This window comes from Bradyrhizobium sp. Leaf396 (genome assembly GCF_001424605.1).
Lineage (GTDB): Bacteria > Pseudomonadota > Alphaproteobacteria > Rhizobiales > Xanthobacteraceae > Bradyrhizobium > Bradyrhizobium japonicum_C.
Genome location: NZ_LMQJ01000023.1, coordinates 105,446 through 122,500 on the forward strand (window position 1 = coordinate 105,446; position 17,055 = coordinate 122,500).

The 17,055-nt window shown below is 62.6% G+C and carries 11 protein-coding genes, 2 tRNA genes, 2 rRNA genes and 1 riboswitch (1 of these 16 running past the window's edge); of the genes, 8 read left to right on the forward strand and 7 right to left on the reverse strand.

What is annotated here, in order from left to right:
* Nucleotides 1-25 precede the first annotated feature (25 nt).
* Nucleotides 26-871 carry a chorismate mutase gene (locus ASG57_RS20690; protein WP_024337295.1) on the reverse strand — a complete coding sequence of 282 codons (846 nt, stop codon included), beginning with the start codon at nt 869-871 and terminating at the stop codon, nt 26-28.
* 194 nt (nt 872-1,065) lie between these two features.
* Nucleotides 1,066-1,145, forward strand: a riboswitch (SAM riboswitch).
* An 85-nt stretch (nt 1,146-1,230) separates the two neighbouring features.
* On the opposite strand from ASG57_RS20690, the gene metX reads away from it, so the two are divergent.
* Together metX and metW are read left to right on the forward strand one after the other, a co-directional pair.
* Nucleotides 1,231-2,436: a homoserine O-acetyltransferase MetX gene (gene metX, locus ASG57_RS20695; RefSeq protein WP_057197477.1), complete on the forward strand. Its 1,206-nt coding sequence runs from the start codon at nt 1,231-1,233 to the stop codon at nt 2,434-2,436.
* A gap of 2 nt (nt 2,437-2,438) precedes the next feature.
* A complete protein-coding gene (gene metW, locus ASG57_RS20700; RefSeq protein ID WP_057197254.1) occupies nt 2,439-3,101 on the forward strand; it encodes a methionine biosynthesis protein MetW in 663 nt (220 codons plus the stop codon).
* Nucleotides 3,102-3,223: 122 nt separating this feature from the next.
* On the opposite strand, the gene ASG57_RS20705 is transcribed toward metW, so the two are convergent.
* A complete protein-coding gene (locus tag ASG57_RS20705; RefSeq protein WP_057197256.1) occupies nt 3,224-4,087 on the reverse strand; it encodes an alpha/beta fold hydrolase in 864 nt (287 codons plus the stop codon).
* A gap of 200 nt (nt 4,088-4,287) precedes the next feature.
* Here ASG57_RS20705 and ASG57_RS20710 point away from each other — a divergent pair, with 200 nt between their 5' ends.
* Nucleotides 4,288-4,932, forward strand: coding sequence for an NlpC/P60 family protein (locus tag ASG57_RS20710; RefSeq protein ID WP_057197258.1), 645 nt, complete (start codon nt 4,288-4,290; stop codon nt 4,930-4,932).
* Nucleotides 4,933-5,048: 116 nt separating this feature from the next.
* On the opposite strand, the gene ASG57_RS20715 is transcribed toward ASG57_RS20710, so the two are convergent.
* Nucleotides 5,049-5,837: an MOSC domain-containing protein gene (locus ASG57_RS20715; protein ID WP_057197259.1), complete on the reverse strand. Its 789-nt coding sequence runs from the start codon at nt 5,835-5,837 to the stop codon at nt 5,049-5,051.
* 240 nt (nt 5,838-6,077) lie between these two features.
* On the opposite strand from ASG57_RS20715, the gene clpB reads away from it, so the two are divergent.
* On the forward strand, nt 6,078-8,717 hold the full coding sequence (gene clpB, locus ASG57_RS20720) for an ATP-dependent chaperone ClpB (protein WP_024337301.1): 2,640 nt from the start codon (nt 6,078-6,080) through the stop codon (nt 8,715-8,717).
* An 80-nt stretch (nt 8,718-8,797) separates the two neighbouring features.
* On the opposite strand, the gene ASG57_RS20725 is transcribed toward clpB, so the two are convergent.
* From ASG57_RS20725 to ASG57_RS37965, 4 genes are all read right to left on the reverse strand, one after another.
* A complete protein-coding gene (locus ASG57_RS20725; protein WP_024337302.1) occupies nt 8,798-9,064 on the reverse strand; it encodes a hypothetical protein in 267 nt (88 codons plus the stop codon).
* A gap of 87 nt (nt 9,065-9,151) precedes the next feature.
* Nucleotides 9,152-10,771, reverse strand: coding sequence for an NHL repeat-containing protein (locus tag ASG57_RS20730; protein WP_057197261.1), 1,620 nt, complete (start codon nt 10,769-10,771; stop codon nt 9,152-9,154).
* A gap of 156 nt (nt 10,772-10,927) precedes the next feature.
* Complete coding sequence (locus ASG57_RS20735; RefSeq protein ID WP_057197263.1) at nt 10,928-12,991, reverse strand: M23 family metallopeptidase; 2,064 nt, start codon at nt 12,989-12,991, stop codon at nt 10,928-10,930.
* Between the two features lie 685 nt (nt 12,992-13,676).
* On the reverse strand, nt 13,677-13,970 hold the full coding sequence (locus ASG57_RS37965) for a hypothetical protein (protein ID WP_155248234.1): 294 nt from the start codon (nt 13,968-13,970) through the stop codon (nt 13,677-13,679).
* Between the two features lie 10 nt (nt 13,971-13,980).
* Here ASG57_RS37965 and ASG57_RS20745 point away from each other — a divergent pair.
* The 4 genes from ASG57_RS20745 to ASG57_RS20760 form a co-directional block, all read left to right on the forward strand.
* Nucleotides 13,981-15,469: ribosomal RNA gene (locus ASG57_RS20745) — 16S ribosomal RNA — on the forward strand.
* A 221-nt stretch (nt 15,470-15,690) separates the two neighbouring features.
* Nucleotides 15,691-15,767, forward strand: a tRNA-Ile gene (locus ASG57_RS20750).
* Between the two features lie 33 nt (nt 15,768-15,800).
* Nucleotides 15,801-15,876 (forward strand) — tRNA-Ala (locus ASG57_RS20755).
* Between the two features lie 385 nt (nt 15,877-16,261).
* A 23S ribosomal RNA gene (locus ASG57_RS20760) occupies nt 16,262-17,055 on the forward strand; it runs 2,052 nt beyond the window's last position.
* Together the 16S and 23S rRNA genes with 2 tRNA genes alongside form the textbook arrangement of a ribosomal RNA operon.

Sequence of the window (17,055 nt, forward strand, 5' to 3'; positions counted from 1 at the left end):
GATAGGCTGGGCTGCTCGCGATTTACTATTTCGTGCCGGTCGGGGGCACCGTATAGCGCGTTGCGTGGCTGCCGACGAGGGCCGTGGAGCGCACCGACGCCCCCGCCTCGATCAGGGCAGCCTTAATTTTGTCGATGCTGGTTGCGCTCGTGACCGAGACCAGCAGCGCCGCGCCGTCGAAGGCCGTGTCCGGCACCGCCACGATCTCCGCCAGCGGCGACAGGGCCCGTGCGACCTCGGCGTTCCACCCGGAGACGCGCACGCTGAAGGTCTCGACCTCCGTAACCAGCGCGCTGTCGGCGACCCGCGAGATCGTAAACACCGGCAAGGCGGCCGGATGGTCCGCGCGTTCGACGAATGGCAGCCGCGCGATGATTTTCGGCGCGCCATCGGCTTCCAACTCCAGCCACCACGGCGTGCGGCTCGACGTCGCCGAGACCAGCGCCAGATCGCCCTTGGACTTTGCTGCCGCTTCGACTGCGGCCTGCGCGCTGAAATGCGCGACGTAAGGCACGGTAAAACCGAAATGGAAGCGCGCGGAATCGCGCATCGCCGGCTCGCTCGCCGAGATATCGGCATGCACCGAGAACGGCGCCTGCACGTAAGTGAAGGTCGAGATGATGACGCGCCAGATGCTCTCGACCGTGTCGAGCGGCAGGATGCCGCGATGGCGCTGCACGAGGTGGCGCATCATGTCGGCCTCGCGCGCAGGCCGAAACGCCGAGCCGACCTCCTGTGTCTGCTTGACCTGGATCAGGCGGTCGATGATGTCGCCGCGCTGCATCAGCAAGCGATGCATGCTCTCGTCGATCGCATCGATCTCCTTGCGCAGTTCCTGAAGCGAGGGTGGCGCGGGCGGACGTTGGGACATATCTGGCGAGGGCTGTTGAAGACGTTCCGATGCGGATCAGCCTTAGGGGTGGATCCGCTGCGAGCAACATCCTGATTAGGCAGTCGGCCCGGCGAAAGCAAAGAGAAATGACGGCTCTTTCTGCGGGCGGCGCCGCACTGATCTTAGCTCATTCGGGCCGCGACTTGACGAAAACCGCCCAAGACGGTAGCTTTTGCCCGTTCCGTGGTCATTTGAGCCGGCCGGCTTGCAGCCACGTTAAAAAACTCGCTAAACAGGCCGGGGACGCTTCCGATCCCGGCCGAACCTATCGTTCAGGCCGGGTTTTTCATGGCCTGATTCCAGCGGCGGTCTGAGGGCAGTCGCAAACGAGGTCGATGATGGTTGGCGTCAAGTCGGTACCCAGTCCTGCGATCAGCGCCGACGAACGGTCGCATGAAGTGGATCATCCAAGCTCGCAGGTCGCGCATTTCGGCGCCGAGCAGCCGCTGCGGCTCGATTGCGGCGTCGATCTCACCCCGTTCCAGATCGCCTATCAGACCTATGGTGAGCTCAACGCCGATCGCTCCAACGCCGTGCTGATCTGCCATGCGCTGACCGGCGATCAACATGTCGCCAATGTGCATCCCGTCACCGGCAAGCCGGGCTGGTGGGAGACGCTGGTGGGCCCGGGACGGCCCATCGATCCCAAGCACTACTTCATCATCTGCTCCAACGTGATCGGCGGCTGCATGGGCTCGACCGGGCCGGCCTCGATCAATCCCGTCACCGGCAAGGTCTGGGGCCTGGATTTTCCCGTCATCACCATTCCCGACATGGTCCGCGCGCAGGCGATGCTGATCGACAGGCTCGGCATCGAGACGCTGTTTGCCGTCGTCGGCGGCTCGATGGGCGGCATGCAGGTGCTGCAATGGACCGCGGCCTATCCCGCCCGCGTGTTCTCCGCGCTGGCAATTGCATGCTCGACGCGTCACTCGGCGCAGAATATCGCCTTCCACGAGCTCGGCCGCCAGGCGGTGATGGCCGACCCCGACTGGCACGGCGGCGGCTATGCAGATCGCGGCATCCATCCGCATCGCGGGCTCGCCGTGGCGCGGATGGCGGCGCACATCACCTATCTCTCGGACGCGGCGCTGCATCGCAAGTTCGGCCGGCGCATGCAGGATCGAGATCTGCCGACCTTCTCGTTCGACGCCGACTTCCAGGTCGAGTCCTATCTGCGTTACCAGGGCTCGTCCTTCGTCGAGCGTTTCGATGCCAACTCCTACCTCTACCTGACGCGTGCGATGGACTATTTCGACATCGCCGCCGATCACGGCGGCGTGCTGGCGAAGGCGTTTGCGGGCATCAAGACGCGTTTCTGCGTGGTGTCCTTCACCAGCGACTGGCTGTTCCCGACTTCGGAATCGCGCGCGCTGGTGCACGCGTTGAACGCTTCCAGCGCGCGGGTGTCGTTTGCCGAGATCGAGACCGATCGTGGCCACGACGCCTTCCTGCTCGACGTTCCCGAGTTCTTCGACATCTCGCGCGCGTTCCTGCAGTCCGCCGGGAAGGCCCGCGGGCTCACGGGCAGAAAGGACGGCTAGCGATGTCTGTGCAGGAAGTGCTGCCGCTGAACGGCGTGACGAGCGGGGCGGCCGGTCAGTATCGCGTCGATCATCTGCTGGTGGCCGAGATGGTCAAGCCGGGGTCGAAGGTGCTCGATGTCGGCTGCGGCGAGGGCGATCTGCTTCAACTGCTGGAGACCCGCGGCATCGACGGCCGCGGCATCGAGCTGTCGCGCGAGGGCGTCAACCGCTGCGTCGCCAAGGGGCTCGCGGTGGTGCAGGGCGATGCCGACACCGATCTCGTGAATTATCCCGATGACGCCTTCGACTACGTGATCCTGTCGCAGACGCTGCAGGCGACGCGGCAGCCGCGTGTCGTGCTGGAGAATCTCCTGCGCATCGGCCGCCGCGCCATCGTGTCGTTCCCGAATTTCGGCTTCTGGAAGATGCGACTCCAGCTGCTGATCGGGGGCCACATGCCACGCACCGAGAACTTGCCGGCGACATGGTACGACACCGCCAACATCCATTTCTGCACGATCAAGGATTTCGTCGAGCTTTGCGACGAGATCAACGTCAAGATGGAACGCTCCGTCGCGCTCGATCTCTATGGCCGGCCCGTGCCGCTGAACCTGCCTTGGTGGGTGTGGAACATGTTCGGCGAGCAGGCGGTGTTCTTGCTGAGCAGGGGCGCCGGGAAATAGTCTGCCGTCGCCCGGATGGAGCGGAGCGCAATCCGGGGCAGGTCGCGCCGCGCTCGAGAGTCCCGGATTACGCTTGCGCTCCATCCGGGCTACGAGACGGAGTGTTTGGCGACGCCTTCGCTCTAGTGCGCCGCCAGCGACCGCGGATCGCGCGCCGGCCAACGACCGGCTTCCACCAGCGTGACGAACCGCGCCACGCTCTCGTTGAACAGTGCGGGCTCTTCCAGGTTGAGGACGTGGCCAGATTTCGGAAACATCGCGAGGCCGGCCGCGGGCAGGTGCTTCTTCAGGAACAGGCTCGGCCCGACGCACGGATCGTCCTCGTCGCCGCAGATGATCAGTGCGGGCGTCGCTACGCCCCTGATCGCGTCCGTCATGGTGTAGATCGAGGGGCGACCGCCCTGGAAGCCGCGCATCGTATTGGCCGATCCCTTGGCGTCGTGCCGGGCCAGCGCGGCATAGAAATCGGCATGCCCGCGTGGATCCTTCACCAGGAACGGAATCCGGCTCGGTGCCTCGCGCGTGATCTTTGCGACCTCGACGGAGCCGAGGGTCTCGAACTGCTCGGCATTGGCGCGGCACTGCTTGCGCCAGTTCTCGAGATTCTCGATCTCCGACCCGGAGCCGACGCCGGCGAGCGTCATCGATAAGGCGCGCTGCGGGGCGTTCAATCCGATCTGAAGCGAGGAATAGGCTCCCATCGACAGGCCGACCAGATGCGCGCGATCTATGCCGAGATGGTCGAGCACCGCGAGCGCATCGGAGTAGAAATGCGTGTAGGTGTAGACCTCGCCGTCGGGCACATCCGACGGCGTATAGCCGCGCGCCGAATAGGTGATGCAGCGATGGCCGCGCGAGAAGTAGCGCATCTGCGGCTCCCAATTGGTGTAGTCGGCCGCAAATTCGTGCAGGAAGATGATCGGCGTGCCGCTGCCGGCTTCCTCGAAATAAAGTCGGCACTTGTCCCTCGTCACGGCGTAAGGCATCGGGTTTGCTCCCTGAGAGTGCTGCGGCATTGGAATGCCGTTCTGCAGTTCACGCATGCGAGTTCTAGCATCGTTAACCTCCGCGCAAAATCTCCAAGAACGTGTCTTGATCTCGCCACATCCGGATTCTGATACGCGCCTGCATGTTTGGCCCACCGCACGGGCCGATCGGGAAAGCGGGGTGTAACGAAGGATGAAGAATGGTTGAGTTGTTTGCGTTTCGCCTGTCGCGTTGTGTTGTCGCGCTGGCGCTTTTCTTTGCGGCGGTCGCCGCGTTCGTTTCTCCGGCCTCGGCACGGCCGCTTCATCGTCATAGCGCAGAGCGGCACAGTCACGTGCACCACGCCAGACATCATCATCACCGCCATCATGCACGCAGCTCGCGCTTCGCGCGGAGCGCGGCACAGCTGCAGGCGAGTGGCTTCGACAACACCCAGGCCAGCTATGATCCGAATGCCAACGCCGGCGGTGCGGGGATGAACGGCGGCTTCGGTGGCGGATCGGGTCTCGTGTCCGAAGCGCGCCGCTATCTCGGCGGCAATCCGACCGGGCGCGGCAGACTTTGGTGCGCGCGCTTCATGAATATGGTGCTGCAACAGACCGGCCATCAGGGTACCGGCTCCGACATGGCGAGCTCTTTCGCGCGCTACGGCACGCGCGTGTCCGGCCCGCAGGTCGGCGCCATCGCGGTGATGTCGCGCGGGCGCCGGGGCGGCCATGTCGGTATCATCACCGGCATCGATGCGCAGGGCAATCCGATCATGATCTCCGGCAACAGCGGCAACCGCGTCCGCGAAGCGCCGGTCTCGCGCGGCCGGATCTATGCGTATGTGATGCCCAATTGAGGTGACGCCTCGTCATTGCGAGCGAAGCAATCCAGAATCCCTCCGCGGAAATGGTCTGGATTGCTTCGTCGCATCGCTCCTCGCAATGACGGAGTGTGCGCAGCCGGCGCAGCAGCTCACACCAGCTTCGGCTCCTCCACCGCCACCGCATCGCCGACGCCAATGTCACCGTCGGCGATGACCTCGGCGTAGATGCCGCAATCCATGTGGCCGAGATGGCGCGAGAGCGTCGGCGGTATCTCGAGATCGCGCTTGGCCGTTTCAGGATCGACATTGGTGGCCGGGCAGCGGACGATGCGCTTGACCACCTGCAGCCGGGCCTGCCCGACCGCAAGCGTCCGGCCGACGAGGTCGAGCTCCGACCAAGCCGGCCAGCCCTTGACGTAGAGATTGGCGCGAAAGCGCAGGGGATGCACGGCGACGCCGTCCAGCATGTTCTCGATCGCGCGGACGCTGTCGAGATTGATGATCGAGACGACCTTGCGGGCGACGTCGGAGAAGCTGTGGTCGCGGCCGGACAGAACCTTGGGCGGGCCCTTCAGCTCCGGCTGGAAGTTCTCACTGAAATAGGCCTCGATGGCCGCACGTCCGGCGGCGGTCTCGAGGTCCCCGCTCGCGACGATTCGGCCGTCCCTGCTGATGGTCAGCACATGGCTGGCGTCGTCGAACCGGGTATGGAGTTCAGCCAGCCGCTCGTTGCGCGCCAGCATCAGAAACTGGATTTTCGGCTTCCACTGGGGCGCATCAGGATCGAAGCCGCTCGGGCCGTTCTCGATGGCGTAGCGGCGATCGGCGGGCAGGGTCTTGCCGACCCGCAAAGGGACCCGCGACAGGCGTTCGGGCGTCAGGCCCTTGATCGGGTATCGGTAGAGATCGGTAATCTCGGCAATGTGGCTGTCTATCATGCCGTTACTTAAGGGATTCGGCCTGTCTGCGCCAAGCCGTCCCACAAGCGCACGAAATTGTGAATTTGCCTCTTTCGCACCGGCCCCCAGCTTCCCACATCTGCCTCAGGCCGTCGGCAACGTCGGCAAAACACGACCGTTCCCGCTTGAGAAACGTCAATGCGGACAGCGGAAACCCAATGAAGATGCCGTATTGGGGTGCCTGAGAGGGCCCCAAGGGCAGGCCGAGGGACAGAAAAGATGAACATCGAGAAGTACACCGAACGCTCCAGGGGCTTCATCCAGTCTGCGCAGTCGCTCGCGATGCGCGAGGGGCACCAGCAATTCTCCACCCTGCACGTTCTGAAAGTCCTGCTGGACGACAATGAGGGCCTCGCTGCCGGTCTGATCGACCGTGCCGGCGGCAATTCCCGTGCAATCCTGAAGGCGACCGAGGACGCGCTCGGCAAGGTGCCGAAGGTCTCCGGCGGTGGCGCCGGGCAGATCTACCTCGCGCCGGAGCTTGCCCGCACCTTCGACGCGGCCGAGAAGGCCGGCGAGAAGGCTGGCGACAGTTTCGTCACCGTCGAGCGGCTGCTGCTCGGCCTCACGCTGGAGAAGACCAGCGAGGCCGGCACGATCCTCAATAAGGGCGGCGTCACCCCGCAAAACCTCAATGCGGCGATCGAGGCGTTGCGCAAGGGCCGCACCGCGGATTCGGCGACCGCCGAGAACGCCTATGACGCCCTGAAGAAATATGCCCGCGACCTGACCCAGGCTGCGCGCGACGGCAAGCTCGATCCGGTCATCGGCCGCGACGAGGAGATCCGCCGCACCATCCAGGTGCTGTCGCGCCGGACCAAGAATAATCCCGTGCTGATCGGCGAGCCCGGCGTCGGCAAGACTGCCATCGCGGAAGGCCTTGCGCTGCGCATCGTCAACGGCGACGTGCCGGAGAGCCTGAAAGACAAGAAGCTGCTCTCGCTCGACCTGGGCGCACTGATCGCCGGTGCGAAGTACCGCGGCGAGTTCGAGGAGCGGCTGAAGGCCGTGCTCCAGGAAGTGACCGGGAGCGAGGGCACTTTCATCCTGTTCATCGACGAAATGCACACGCTGATCGGCGCCGGGAAGGGCGACGGCGCGATGGACGCCTCCAACCTGCTCAAGCCTGCGCTCGCTCGCGGCGAGCTGCACTGCATCGGCGCGACCACGCTGGACGAGTATCAGAAGCACGTGGAGAAGGACGCGGCGCTGGCGCGGCGCTTCCAGCCGATCTTCGTCAGCGAGCCCTCGGTCGAAGACACTATCTCGATCCTGCGCGGCCTGAAGGACAAGTACGAGCAGCACCATGGCGTGCGGATCACCGATTCCGCGCTTGTTGCGGCGACGACGCTGTCCAACCGCTACATCACCGACCGCTTCCTGCCGGACAAGGCGATCGACCTCATGGACGAGGCCGCGGCGCGGCTGAAGATGCAGGTCGATTCCAAGCCGGAAGAGCTGGATTCGCTCGACCGCGAGATCATCCGGCTCAAGATCGAGCAGGAGGCGCTGAAGAAGGAAAGCGATCTCGGCTCCAAGTCCCGGCTCCAGACCCTGGAGAAGGACCTTGCCGAGCTAGAGGAGAAGTCGGCTGCCCTGACGGCGCGCTGGAGCGCGGAGAAGAGCAAGCTCTCCGATGCCCAGAAGCTGAAGGCCGAGCTCGATGGCCTGCGTGTCGAACTCGCCAACGCCCAGCGGCGCGGCGAATTCCAGAAAGCCGGCGAGCTGGCCTATGGCCGCATCCCGCAGCTCGAGAAGCAGCTAGCCGACATCGAGGCCAAGGAGAACTCCGGCGAGATGATGGAGGAGGCGGTGACCGCCAACCACATCGCGCAGGTGGTCTCGCGGTGGACTGGCGTGCCCGTCGACAAGATGCTGGAAGGCGAGAAGGAGAAGCTTCTCAAGATGGAGGAGCAGCTGGGGCAGCGTGTCGTCGGCCAGGCCGAGGCCGTGCGTGCGGTCGCGACCGCCGTGCGCCGTTCGCGAGCGGGCTTGCAGGACCCGAACCGGCCGACAGGCTCGTTCATGTTCTTGGGCCCCACCGGCGTCGGCAAGACCGAGCTGACCAAAGCCTTGGCGGAGTACCTGTTCAACGACGAGACCGCGATGGTCCGCCTCGACATGTCCGAATACATGGAGAAGCACTCGGTCTCGCGGCTGATCGGCGCGCCTCCGGGCTATGTCGGCTATGACGAGGGCGGCGCGCTCACCGAGGCGGTACGGCGCCGGCCCTACCAAGTGGTGTTGTTCGATGAGATCGAGAAAGCGCATCCCGACGTCTTCAACGTCCTGTTGCAGGTGCTCGACGACGGCCGCCTGACCGATGGCCAGGGCCGCACCGTCGATTTCCGCAACACGCTGATCATCATGACCTCGAACCTCGGTTCGGAGTATCTGGTGAACCAGCCGGAGGGCGAGGACACCTCGGCGGTGCGCGAGCAGGTGATGGGAATGGTGCGGGGGCACTTCCGCCCCGAATTCCTCAACCGCGTCGACGAGATCATCCTGTTCCACCGCCTGCAGCGCAGCGAGATGGGCCGCATCGTCGAGATCCAGTTCACGCGGCTGCAGAAGCTGCTGACCGATCGCAAGATCGTGCTGACGCTCGATGCCGCCGGCCGCGACTGGCTCGCCGCCAAGGGCTGGGATCCCGCCTACGGCGCAAGGCCGCTGAAGCGGGTGATCCAGCGCTATCTCCAGGACCCGCTCGCCGAGATGATCCTCGCCGGCGACGTCAGGGACGGCGACAGCGTTGCGATCTCGTCCGAAGGCAATGTGCTGACCTTCAACGGCAAGGCGCCGCAGACCGCCGAGATTGCGCAGTTCGAGGCGCCGGTGGCGAAGCGCAAGCTGAATTGATCGGCAATGCCGCGATTACCCGCCCCGGAGAGGTTTCGCCTCTCCGGGGCGAATTATGTTTGGTGAAGGTGCGCGCAGTCCTAGCCGGCTGCGGGCGCTGAGCCCGCTTTCGCCGGTCCAGCCTCCTCGTCGTCCTCTTCCAGCTCCGACAGAATATCAACCAACTCGCGCACCCGTCCCTGCGCCAGCGGCCGCAAATCGTTGATCATGGGCTCGTCATTGGCGAGCCAGGCCTGGGCCTCGGCGAGTTCCTCAGCGGTCGCGCCTGTTCCGATGATCTGGGCAATGGTGACATCGTCGGCGCGGTCCACGGCTTTGACGACATCGTCGCGTGAGAGGCGCGTCATGGGCGATTCTCCTGCTGGTCGGCTTCCGTCTGCGTCTAACCGAGAACCGGCGCGCAGGTTCCGCGCGGCGGACCTGCACGAGCGCTCCTACTTCTTCACCGCCTTGTAGATCGCGTTCTCGACATCCGAGCTGAAGTAGATCGCGCCCGTTGCACCGACGGCGACGCCGGTCGGGATATGCGTCGGCAGGCCGCCAGGGGCGCCGGTGAGGCCGATCGGGAGATTGGCCGCGATCTCGGTGATTTTGCCGCTCTCCGGTGCGATCGCGATCAGCCGTTTGGCGCCGACCTCCGCCACGATCAGTTGGCCGTCGCTGGTGCGCGCGATGCCTTCGGGCATTTTCAGCTCCTTGGCGACCAGCGCCTTCTTGCCATTGCCGTCGATCCTGGAGACGGTGCCGGCAAAGGCTTCGGTGACGTAGACCTCGTCGCCGGCGCCGCGGACCAGCCCCACCGGTCCCTCGAGATCGCCGATCAGCGTGACGCGATCCTTGCCATGCTCACCGCTCACCTTGACCAGTGACTTGGTCCCAAGCTCGGCCACCAGGATGCTGCCGTCCGCGAGCACGACCGCGTCATGCGGTGCCTTGAAGCCGTGCAGCATGTCTCGCGTCGCGCCGGTCTTGCCGTCGATGACCTGCACGGTTCCGGTGAACCAGCTCGACAGGATCACGTCGTTGCCCTTCGCCGTCGCGCTCATGGGGTATTCGAGCGTCCTGCCGGCGGCATGCATGCGCGTCTTCTCGGTAACCTCGCCGGTGGCCCCGTCCACCGTGCGATAGGCGAACACGTCGGCGACGTGGATCGTGTCCTTGCCGTTCTCCGAGGTGACGCCGATCCCGCCGGGTAGCGCGAGCCTGCCGATGATGATCTGCTTGGCTTGGCCGGTCGCCGGATCGATCTCCTGGATGCCGTTGTCGGCCATGTTGGAGACGTAGATGCGATCCCTGCCGTCGATGGCGAGATTGTCCAGCGACGGCTTCAATTGCGCGACGGTGGCCTTGGCGCCCGATTTGGGGTCGACCCGGACGAGCTGGCCGAGCGCGGTGTCGATCACGAACAGGTTGCCCCTGGAATCGAAGTTCACCGCGGCCGGCACTTTGAAGCCCTCGGCGACGACGGTCAGCTCCGCCTTGTCGACATCGACCTTGGCGACCTGGCCCTTGAACCAGAGCGGACCGTAGAGCTTGTCGTCGGGACCGAACTCGAAGCCGTTGAGTCCGCCCATCTTCTCCATGATCTGACGCGGCGGCTTGATGCCCTCGACGTCGATTTCATAAAGCGTGTCGCCGAGGAAGACGGTGGTGGCGTAGAGCCTGCCGTCCTTGCGGAAGGCGAGCGAGTTGATGCCGGGAAGGCCGCTCGCGAGCTTCTTGATCCGGCCGTCGCCCTTGCGTGCATAGAGCTCGCCGGCGAGAAATCCGGTCCAGGCCATGGTGCCATCGGGCGCGAACGCGATGTCGTCGGCCATTCCGACCGGCGCCGGGATTGCAACCTTGGCGCTACCGCTGGCGATGTCGACCTCGTAGAGCGCCGCGCCCGCGACGCTGCCGGCAAACAGATGGCCGGCTTTGTCGACCGCGAGCCCGTGCACGCCGTGGAAGGCCGAGCCTGGAACGAGCCTTGTGACCTCCCAGCCGTCGGCCGAAGCGGTCGTGGCTGAGAACAGCGCAGCGACGACAGCTGCGCAGGCGAGCCCATTCTTCATGGCGAGACCTCCCGTTTTTTTTTGGAAAGTATTCGCCCGTCCAGCGGCTTTGGCAAACGAAACTTGACGTTGCGACACCGCCAAGCGCGCCTCGCTGTGCCGCGTCATCGTTTGAAATCTTGTTCGAAAATGTCCGTCGAAATCGGCGTTGCCGACCTACCGGTTGGTGACCTGCAAGGGACCGCCCGTTGCGTCCGACATGCGGGCGATGGCGCTGCCACGGCCGCTCATCATGCCCTCGAGCCGGTCGCGCTCCTTTTCGAAGCTTGCCAGCATCGGGCCTTCCAGCGAACGACCGCGCGGCAGCTTCACGCGCATCGGATCGACGAAGCGGCCATTGACCAGGATCTCGTAATGGACGTGCGGACCGGTCGACAGGCCCGACGAACCGACGAAGCCGATCACCTGGCCCTGCCGCACCTTCTTGCCGGGCTCCATGCCCTTGGCGAAGGCCGACATGTGGCCATAGGCGGTCTCATAGCCGTTGGCGTGCTTGATGCGGATGTACTTGCCGTAGCCGCCCTCGGGGCCGGCCTTCTCGATCATGCCGTTTCCGGAGGCGAAGATCGGCGTGCCGTAGGAGGTCGACCAGTCGACGCCGGTATGCATCTTCACATAGCCCAGGATCGGGTGACGGCGGCCGCCGAAACCGGAGCGCATGATGGCGTTGTTGACGGGCTTTCTGACCAGGAACTTTTTCGCGCTCTTGCCGGTCTCGTCGTAGTAGTCGACGACGCCATCGTCGGGGCTCTGGTAGCGATAGTATTTCTTGGTCTCGCCGCCGACGGTCAGCGAGGCGAACAGCACCTCGTTCTTTTCGCTCGACGTCACGCCCTCGTCCTCACCGGCGTAGAAAACATCGAACGAGTCGCCCGGCTGCACCTTGCGCTGGAAATCGACGTCGTAGGAGTAGATCTTGATCATGTCCTCGATGACGGGCATCGGCACCTTGTTGCGCATCGCCGTCTCGTAGATGCTCTGGTAGAGCCGCACGCCGGAGCCGTCGTCATCGCTGTCGTCGTCGCTGCTGGCGTTGGCCGCAGCGTCCGCGACGGTATTCATGCTGGAGACGTCGACCGCGACGTATTTGCCGAGATCGGACAATGCGGCAATCGCCTCGACCATGGTCTCGTTGGCGATGACGACACGGTAGGGTTGCAGGCGCGCGCCGGGGCTTGCGGGCGCCATCAGGATGCGGAGCTTCTCGCCTTCCTTGAGGCCGCCATCGCGGCCGCGCGGGCCGAGCGTTGCCGTGATGGCCTTGATCTCCTCGGCGGTCGCGCCGAGATCGCGCAGCACGCCAGCGACGCTGTCGCCCTTCTTGACCATGTGGACGCGTTCGCCGTTGGGATTGCCGCCGGTGATCTGCTCCTTGGTCTTGGGCAGCAGCGTGACGTTCTCCGGCACCACGCGCGTCTCGAAACCGGCATAGGGATCGGACGAGGACGTTTCGGTGGCGTAGGCCATCTTGATGTCGGAGGGGCCGGTCGCGCCGGAGATGTCGGCCGTGGCATTGGCAAGCGAGGCGTAACGCACGCCGCCATTGCCGCGCCAGTTGGCGGCGTCGCGGACCCGCATCAGGATATCGTCGAGCGCCACCACCGCGGAAATCTTGGCCTTCGGCAGCACCGCCGACAGGTCCTTGGTGACGAAGGACACTTCCGCGTCGGGCTCGACGGCTTCCGGATTGTTGGGATCGTCGGATGCCGTCTTCGGATCGGAGCCGACATCGGTGAGCAGGCGCTGGGCGTTGAACGGTGGGATCTTCGCCGACAGGTCGCTCGTCGTCATCGACAAATTTCCGGCGATCCGGACGAAGGGGCGCACCCGCATCACGTCGCGGCTACCGACGCGGGCAACCGTCGAGACGCGCACGATGTTGCGCGAGGCCGTGGATTCGCTCGGCGGCGGCAGGCGATCGCTCTTGTGCAGCGTGGCCGCGCGATCGGCGGCGCCGAATGCACCGCGCAGCGCTCCTTCGACCCGCTCCGGCACCTTGGCGAAGGTCATTTCGCCGTCGAGCGATGCGAAAACGGCGCCGCCGATCAGGGCTGCGCCGCAGAGTCCGGTCAGAATTGTCCCACTGAACCATTGCACCGAGACGCGGCGACGGTCGATCACGGCGGCTTCGGAGCCATCGACGGACAGCGGCGGCTCGTGGCCGAGATCGATGATCCCGGTCTCGCGCCCGAAAGTGCCGCGTGACGTCCTGTGGTTCAACCCAAGTCCCCCAATCAACGACCCCGAGAAAGCTCGCTTCGAACCTTTTCCCTGGTCGCCCTCTTCAAGGGGGATCGCCGGAAAAGGCAAGCCGCACAGGCGTCCGCGCTCAGAAAGCCCCTTCGCTGGGGCCGGCCGAAATTACGAACAACTGGACGGATAAAGCTCTCTCGATGTCTCTCGAACGCCGAAGGAAGGTCGCGTCATCTGCAAGATCGCCTTCCTCTGACCCCATGAAAATCGCCGGCAGCCCCCACAGGCATCCCGCGATTCAAGCTTGTCTCTTATCAGAACGCCGCGGGAATGTGGCTCAAGTACGGCGCCTGACATGGAAAATACTTGCTGAAGCGGACGGCGCCAGGGGCAGCCCCGGCGCGGCGCCGTGAGCCCGTCCCATGAGCCCTGCGGAGCCCTCCAGGGCCCAAACTTTTTTTCAGTTTTTTCTTCGGGCGAACTCGGTTCGCCCGCCCAGCGTCTTCCTAAGTGCTTGCAAACATGCAAATTTTTTCGTCATCCCGCTGTGCGACGATTTGTTGACGATTGGCGTTGACAGCCCGGAAGGCGGGGCCTATAACCCCAACCACTGAGCGCGGCGCCGCCGGGTCACTGACCAAGGCGAGCGAACGCGCCACTGATGCTCCTCACCTTGTTGAGTGACACAACAATCGACACCAGTCGGTTGGAGTCATTCATCGTCGGTAAGGGTGTCGGAACCCTTCCAAGCCGGAAGGTTGGGGCCTCCACGGTCCCGGGCTGTTTGACAAGTGAAGATGAAGAAAGAGAAACGTGGACGGCGGAGTCCTTGCGGGTCTCGCTTCTGGAAAGCTTCGGCTTTTCTGATCGAGACCGGACGAAAGACTTCGGCGGTACACGTTTTAAAGGAAACACCATCGTTGCCAGCGATGTGAATCGCAGGCAGCACATCGACTTCGGTCGATAATGGTGGGACCTCGTCAAACGTTGTGATCAGCCGGTTCAAAGTTCAAGTCCAACTTGAGAGTTTGATCCTGGCTCAGAGCGAACGCTGGCGGCAGGCTTAACACATGCAAGTCGAGCGGGCGTAGCAATACGTCAGCGGCAGACGGGTGAGTAACGCGTGGGAACGTACCTTTTGGTTCGGAACAACACAGGGAAACTTGTGCTAATACCGGATAAGCCCTTACGGGGAAAGATTTATCGCCGAAAGATCGGCCCGCGTCTGATTAGCTAGTTGGTAGGGTAATGGCCTACCAAGGCGACGATCAGTAGCTGGTCTGAGAGGATGATCAGCCACATTGGGACTGAGACACGGCCCAAACTCCTACGGGAGGCAGCAGTGGGGAATATTGGACAATGGGGGCAACCCTGATCCAGCCATGCCGCGTGAGTGATGAAGGCCCTAGGGTTGTAAAGCTCTTTTGTGCGGGAAGATAATGACGGTACCGCAAGAATAAGCCCCGGCTAACTTCGTGCCAGCAGCCGCGGTAATACGAAGGGGGCTAGCGTTGCTCGGAATCACTGGGCGTAAAGGGTGCGTAGGCGGGTCTTTAAGTCAGGGGTGAAATCCTGGAGCTCAACTCCAGAACTGCCTTTGATACTGAAGATCTTGAGTTCGGGAGAGGTGAGTGGAACTGCGAGTGTAGAGGTGAAATTCGTAGATATTCGCAAGAACACCAGTGGCGAAGGCGGCTCACTGGCCCGATACTGACGCTGAGGCACGAAAGCGTGGGGAGCAAACAGGATTAGATACCCTGGTAGTCCACGCCGTAAACGATGAATGCCAGCCGTTAGTGGGTTTACTCACTAGTGGCGCAGCTAACGCTTTAAGCATTCCGCCTGGGGAGTACGGTCGCAAGATTAAAACTCAAAGGAATTGACGGGGGCCCGCACAAGCGGTGGAGCATGTGGTTTAATTCGACGCAACGCGCAGAACCTTACCAGCCCTTGACATGTCCAGGACCGGTCGCAGAGATGTGACCCTCTCTTCGGAGCCTGGAGCACAGGTGCTGCATGGCTGTCGTCAGCTCGTGTCGTGAGATGTTGGGTTAAGTCCCGCAACGAGCGCAACCCCCGTCCTTAGTTGCTACCATTTAGTTGAGCACTCTAAGGAGACTGCCGGTGATAAGCCGCGAGGAAGGTGGGGATGACGTCAAGTCCTCATGGCCCTTACGGGCTGGGCTACACACGTGCTACAATGGCGGTGACAATGGGATGCTAAGGGGCGACCCTTCGCAAATCTCAAAAAGCCGTCTCAGTTCGGATTGGGCTCTGCAACTCGAGCCCATGAAGTTGGAATCGCTAGTAATCGTGGATCAGCACGCCACGGTGAATACGTTCCCGGGCCTTGTACACACCGCCCGTCACACCATGGGAGTTGGTTTTACCTGAAGACGGTGCGCTAACCCGCAAGGGAGGCAGCCGGCCACGGTAGGGTCAGCGACTGGGGTGAAGTCGTAACAAGGTAGCCGTAGGGGAACCTGCGGCTGGATCACCTCCTTTCTAAGGATGGTTCTTCAGAAGCTTGCTTCTATCGAACCGTTTTAGAAACATCAGTGGCCAACAGATCGCCAGATCGTTGAGCTGCATTGGCGGGATTTCGCCGTCTTCGTTTCTCTTTCTTCGCGGACGAACACGCGCCGGGGCTGCGCTGTGCGATTGCATTCGGCGCTGGTCGCCGGTGTGCGCAAGCAAGACCCTAGTCCTGATGAGGATAGCGTTAGGGGCTTGTAGCTCAGTTGGTTAGAGCGCGCGCTTGATAAGCGTGAGGTCGGAAGTTCAAGTCTTCCCAGGCCCACCACTTTCATCGAGTGAGCATTCGTCTTCTGGTTACGGGGCCATAGCTCAGCTGGGAGAGCGCGTGCTTTGCAAGCATGAGGTCGTCGGTTCGATCCCGTCTGGCTCCACCAGATGGTTTGATCACCGAGATCTGGTATCGTCGTCCGCGAAACATCACTTCGCATCCTGCTAGTCTGGATAGACAGCAAGATGCGTGTTTTCTGACATCGTAAAGAGGAGATCGATCCGAGTTGGGTCGTGCAGCAGGTTGTTGCGCGGATCCTTCATTATCTCCGGATCATTTTCGGCGCTCGCCTTCAACCGTAAGGTTGAATGCGAGTTGTAAAATGATCCTTTTAGCGAAGCTTGACCGCCTCGCTATCGGAACGATCTTACGAAGCAAGCTGGTCTTTCTAGTCAATGTCCGGCTGCAGATAGCGTTCATCGAGGGCGCGTGCCGCAAGGCAATTCTGCAGACAACATTCTGCCGAGTGTGTGGACATTGATAATGAGAGCAATCAAGTGCCTTAAGGGTGTTCGGTGGATGCCTTGGCGCTGAGAGGCGATGAAGGACGTGCTACGCTGCGATAAGCCGTGGGGAGCTGCGAAGAAGCTTTGATCCGCGGATTTCCGAATGGGGAAACCCACCTTCGATAGCCGGAACTCCAAGACCTTGGGTTTTGGGGTTCGACCAGAAATGATCGGGACCATGACCGCAAGGTTTTGGATTTCCGGTTATCAAGAGAAGGTATGAGACTTCTGAATACATAGGAGGTTTCAAGCGAACCCAGGGAACTGAAACATCTAAGTACCTGGAGGAAAGGACATCAACAGAGACTCCGTTAGTAGTGGCGAGCGAACGCGGACCAGGCCAGTGATACATCAAAGACAATCGGAACCAGTCAGGAAAGCTGGGCCTCAGAGGGTGATAGCCCCGTACGAGTAATGCGATGATGTATCCACGAGTAAGGCGGGACACGTGCAATCCTGTCTGAACACGGGGGGACCACCCTCCAAGCCTAAGTACTCCTCAGCGACCGATAGTGAACCAGTACCGTGAGGGAAAGGTGAAAAGCACCCCGACGAGGGGAGTGAAATAGACCTGAAACCGGACACCTACAAACAGATGGAGCTCAAGATTCGTTCTGGGTGACATCGTACCTTTTGTATTATGGGCCAGCGACTTAATTTAACGAGCAAGCTTAAGCCGATAGGCGAAGGCGTAGCGAAAGCGAGTCTGAATAGGGCGTCAAGTTCGTTGTATTAGACCCGAAACCTAGTGATCTAGCCATGAGCAGGTTGAAGGTGAG

Bases quoted from the DNA above. Each gene is read 5' to 3' on its own strand.
- clpB (WP_024337301.1), top strand. From the start codon at position 6,078: ATGAACATCGAGAAGTACACCGAACGCTCCAGGGGCTTCATCCAGTCT.
- ASG57_RS20710 (WP_057197258.1), top strand. From the start codon at position 4,288: ATGGTTGAGTTGTTTGCGTTTCGCCTGTCGCGTTGTGTTGTCGCGCTG.
- ASG57_RS20730 (WP_057197261.1), bottom strand. From the start codon at position 10,771: ATGAAGAATGGGCTCGCCTGCGCAGCTGTCGTCGCTGCGCTGTTCTCA.
- metW (WP_057197254.1), top strand. From the start codon at position 2,439: ATGTCTGTGCAGGAAGTGCTGCCGCTGAACGGCGTGACGAGCGGGGCG.
- ASG57_RS20715 (WP_057197259.1), bottom strand. From the start codon at position 5,837: ATGATAGACAGCCACATTGCCGAGATTACCGATCTCTACCGATACCCG.
- metX (WP_057197477.1), top strand. From the start codon at position 1,231: ATGGTTGGCGTCAAGTCGGTACCCAGTCCTGCGATCAGCGCCGACGAA.
- ASG57_RS20690 (WP_024337295.1), bottom strand. From the start codon at position 871: ATGTCCCAACGTCCGCCCGCGCCACCCTCGCTTCAGGAACTGCGCAAG.
- ASG57_RS20705 (WP_057197256.1), bottom strand. From the start codon at position 4,087: ATGCCTTACGCCGTGACGAGGGACAAGTGCCGACTTTATTTCGAGGAA.
- ASG57_RS20725 (WP_024337302.1), bottom strand. From the start codon at position 9,064: ATGACGCGCCTCTCACGCGACGATGTCGTCAAAGCCGTGGACCGCGCC.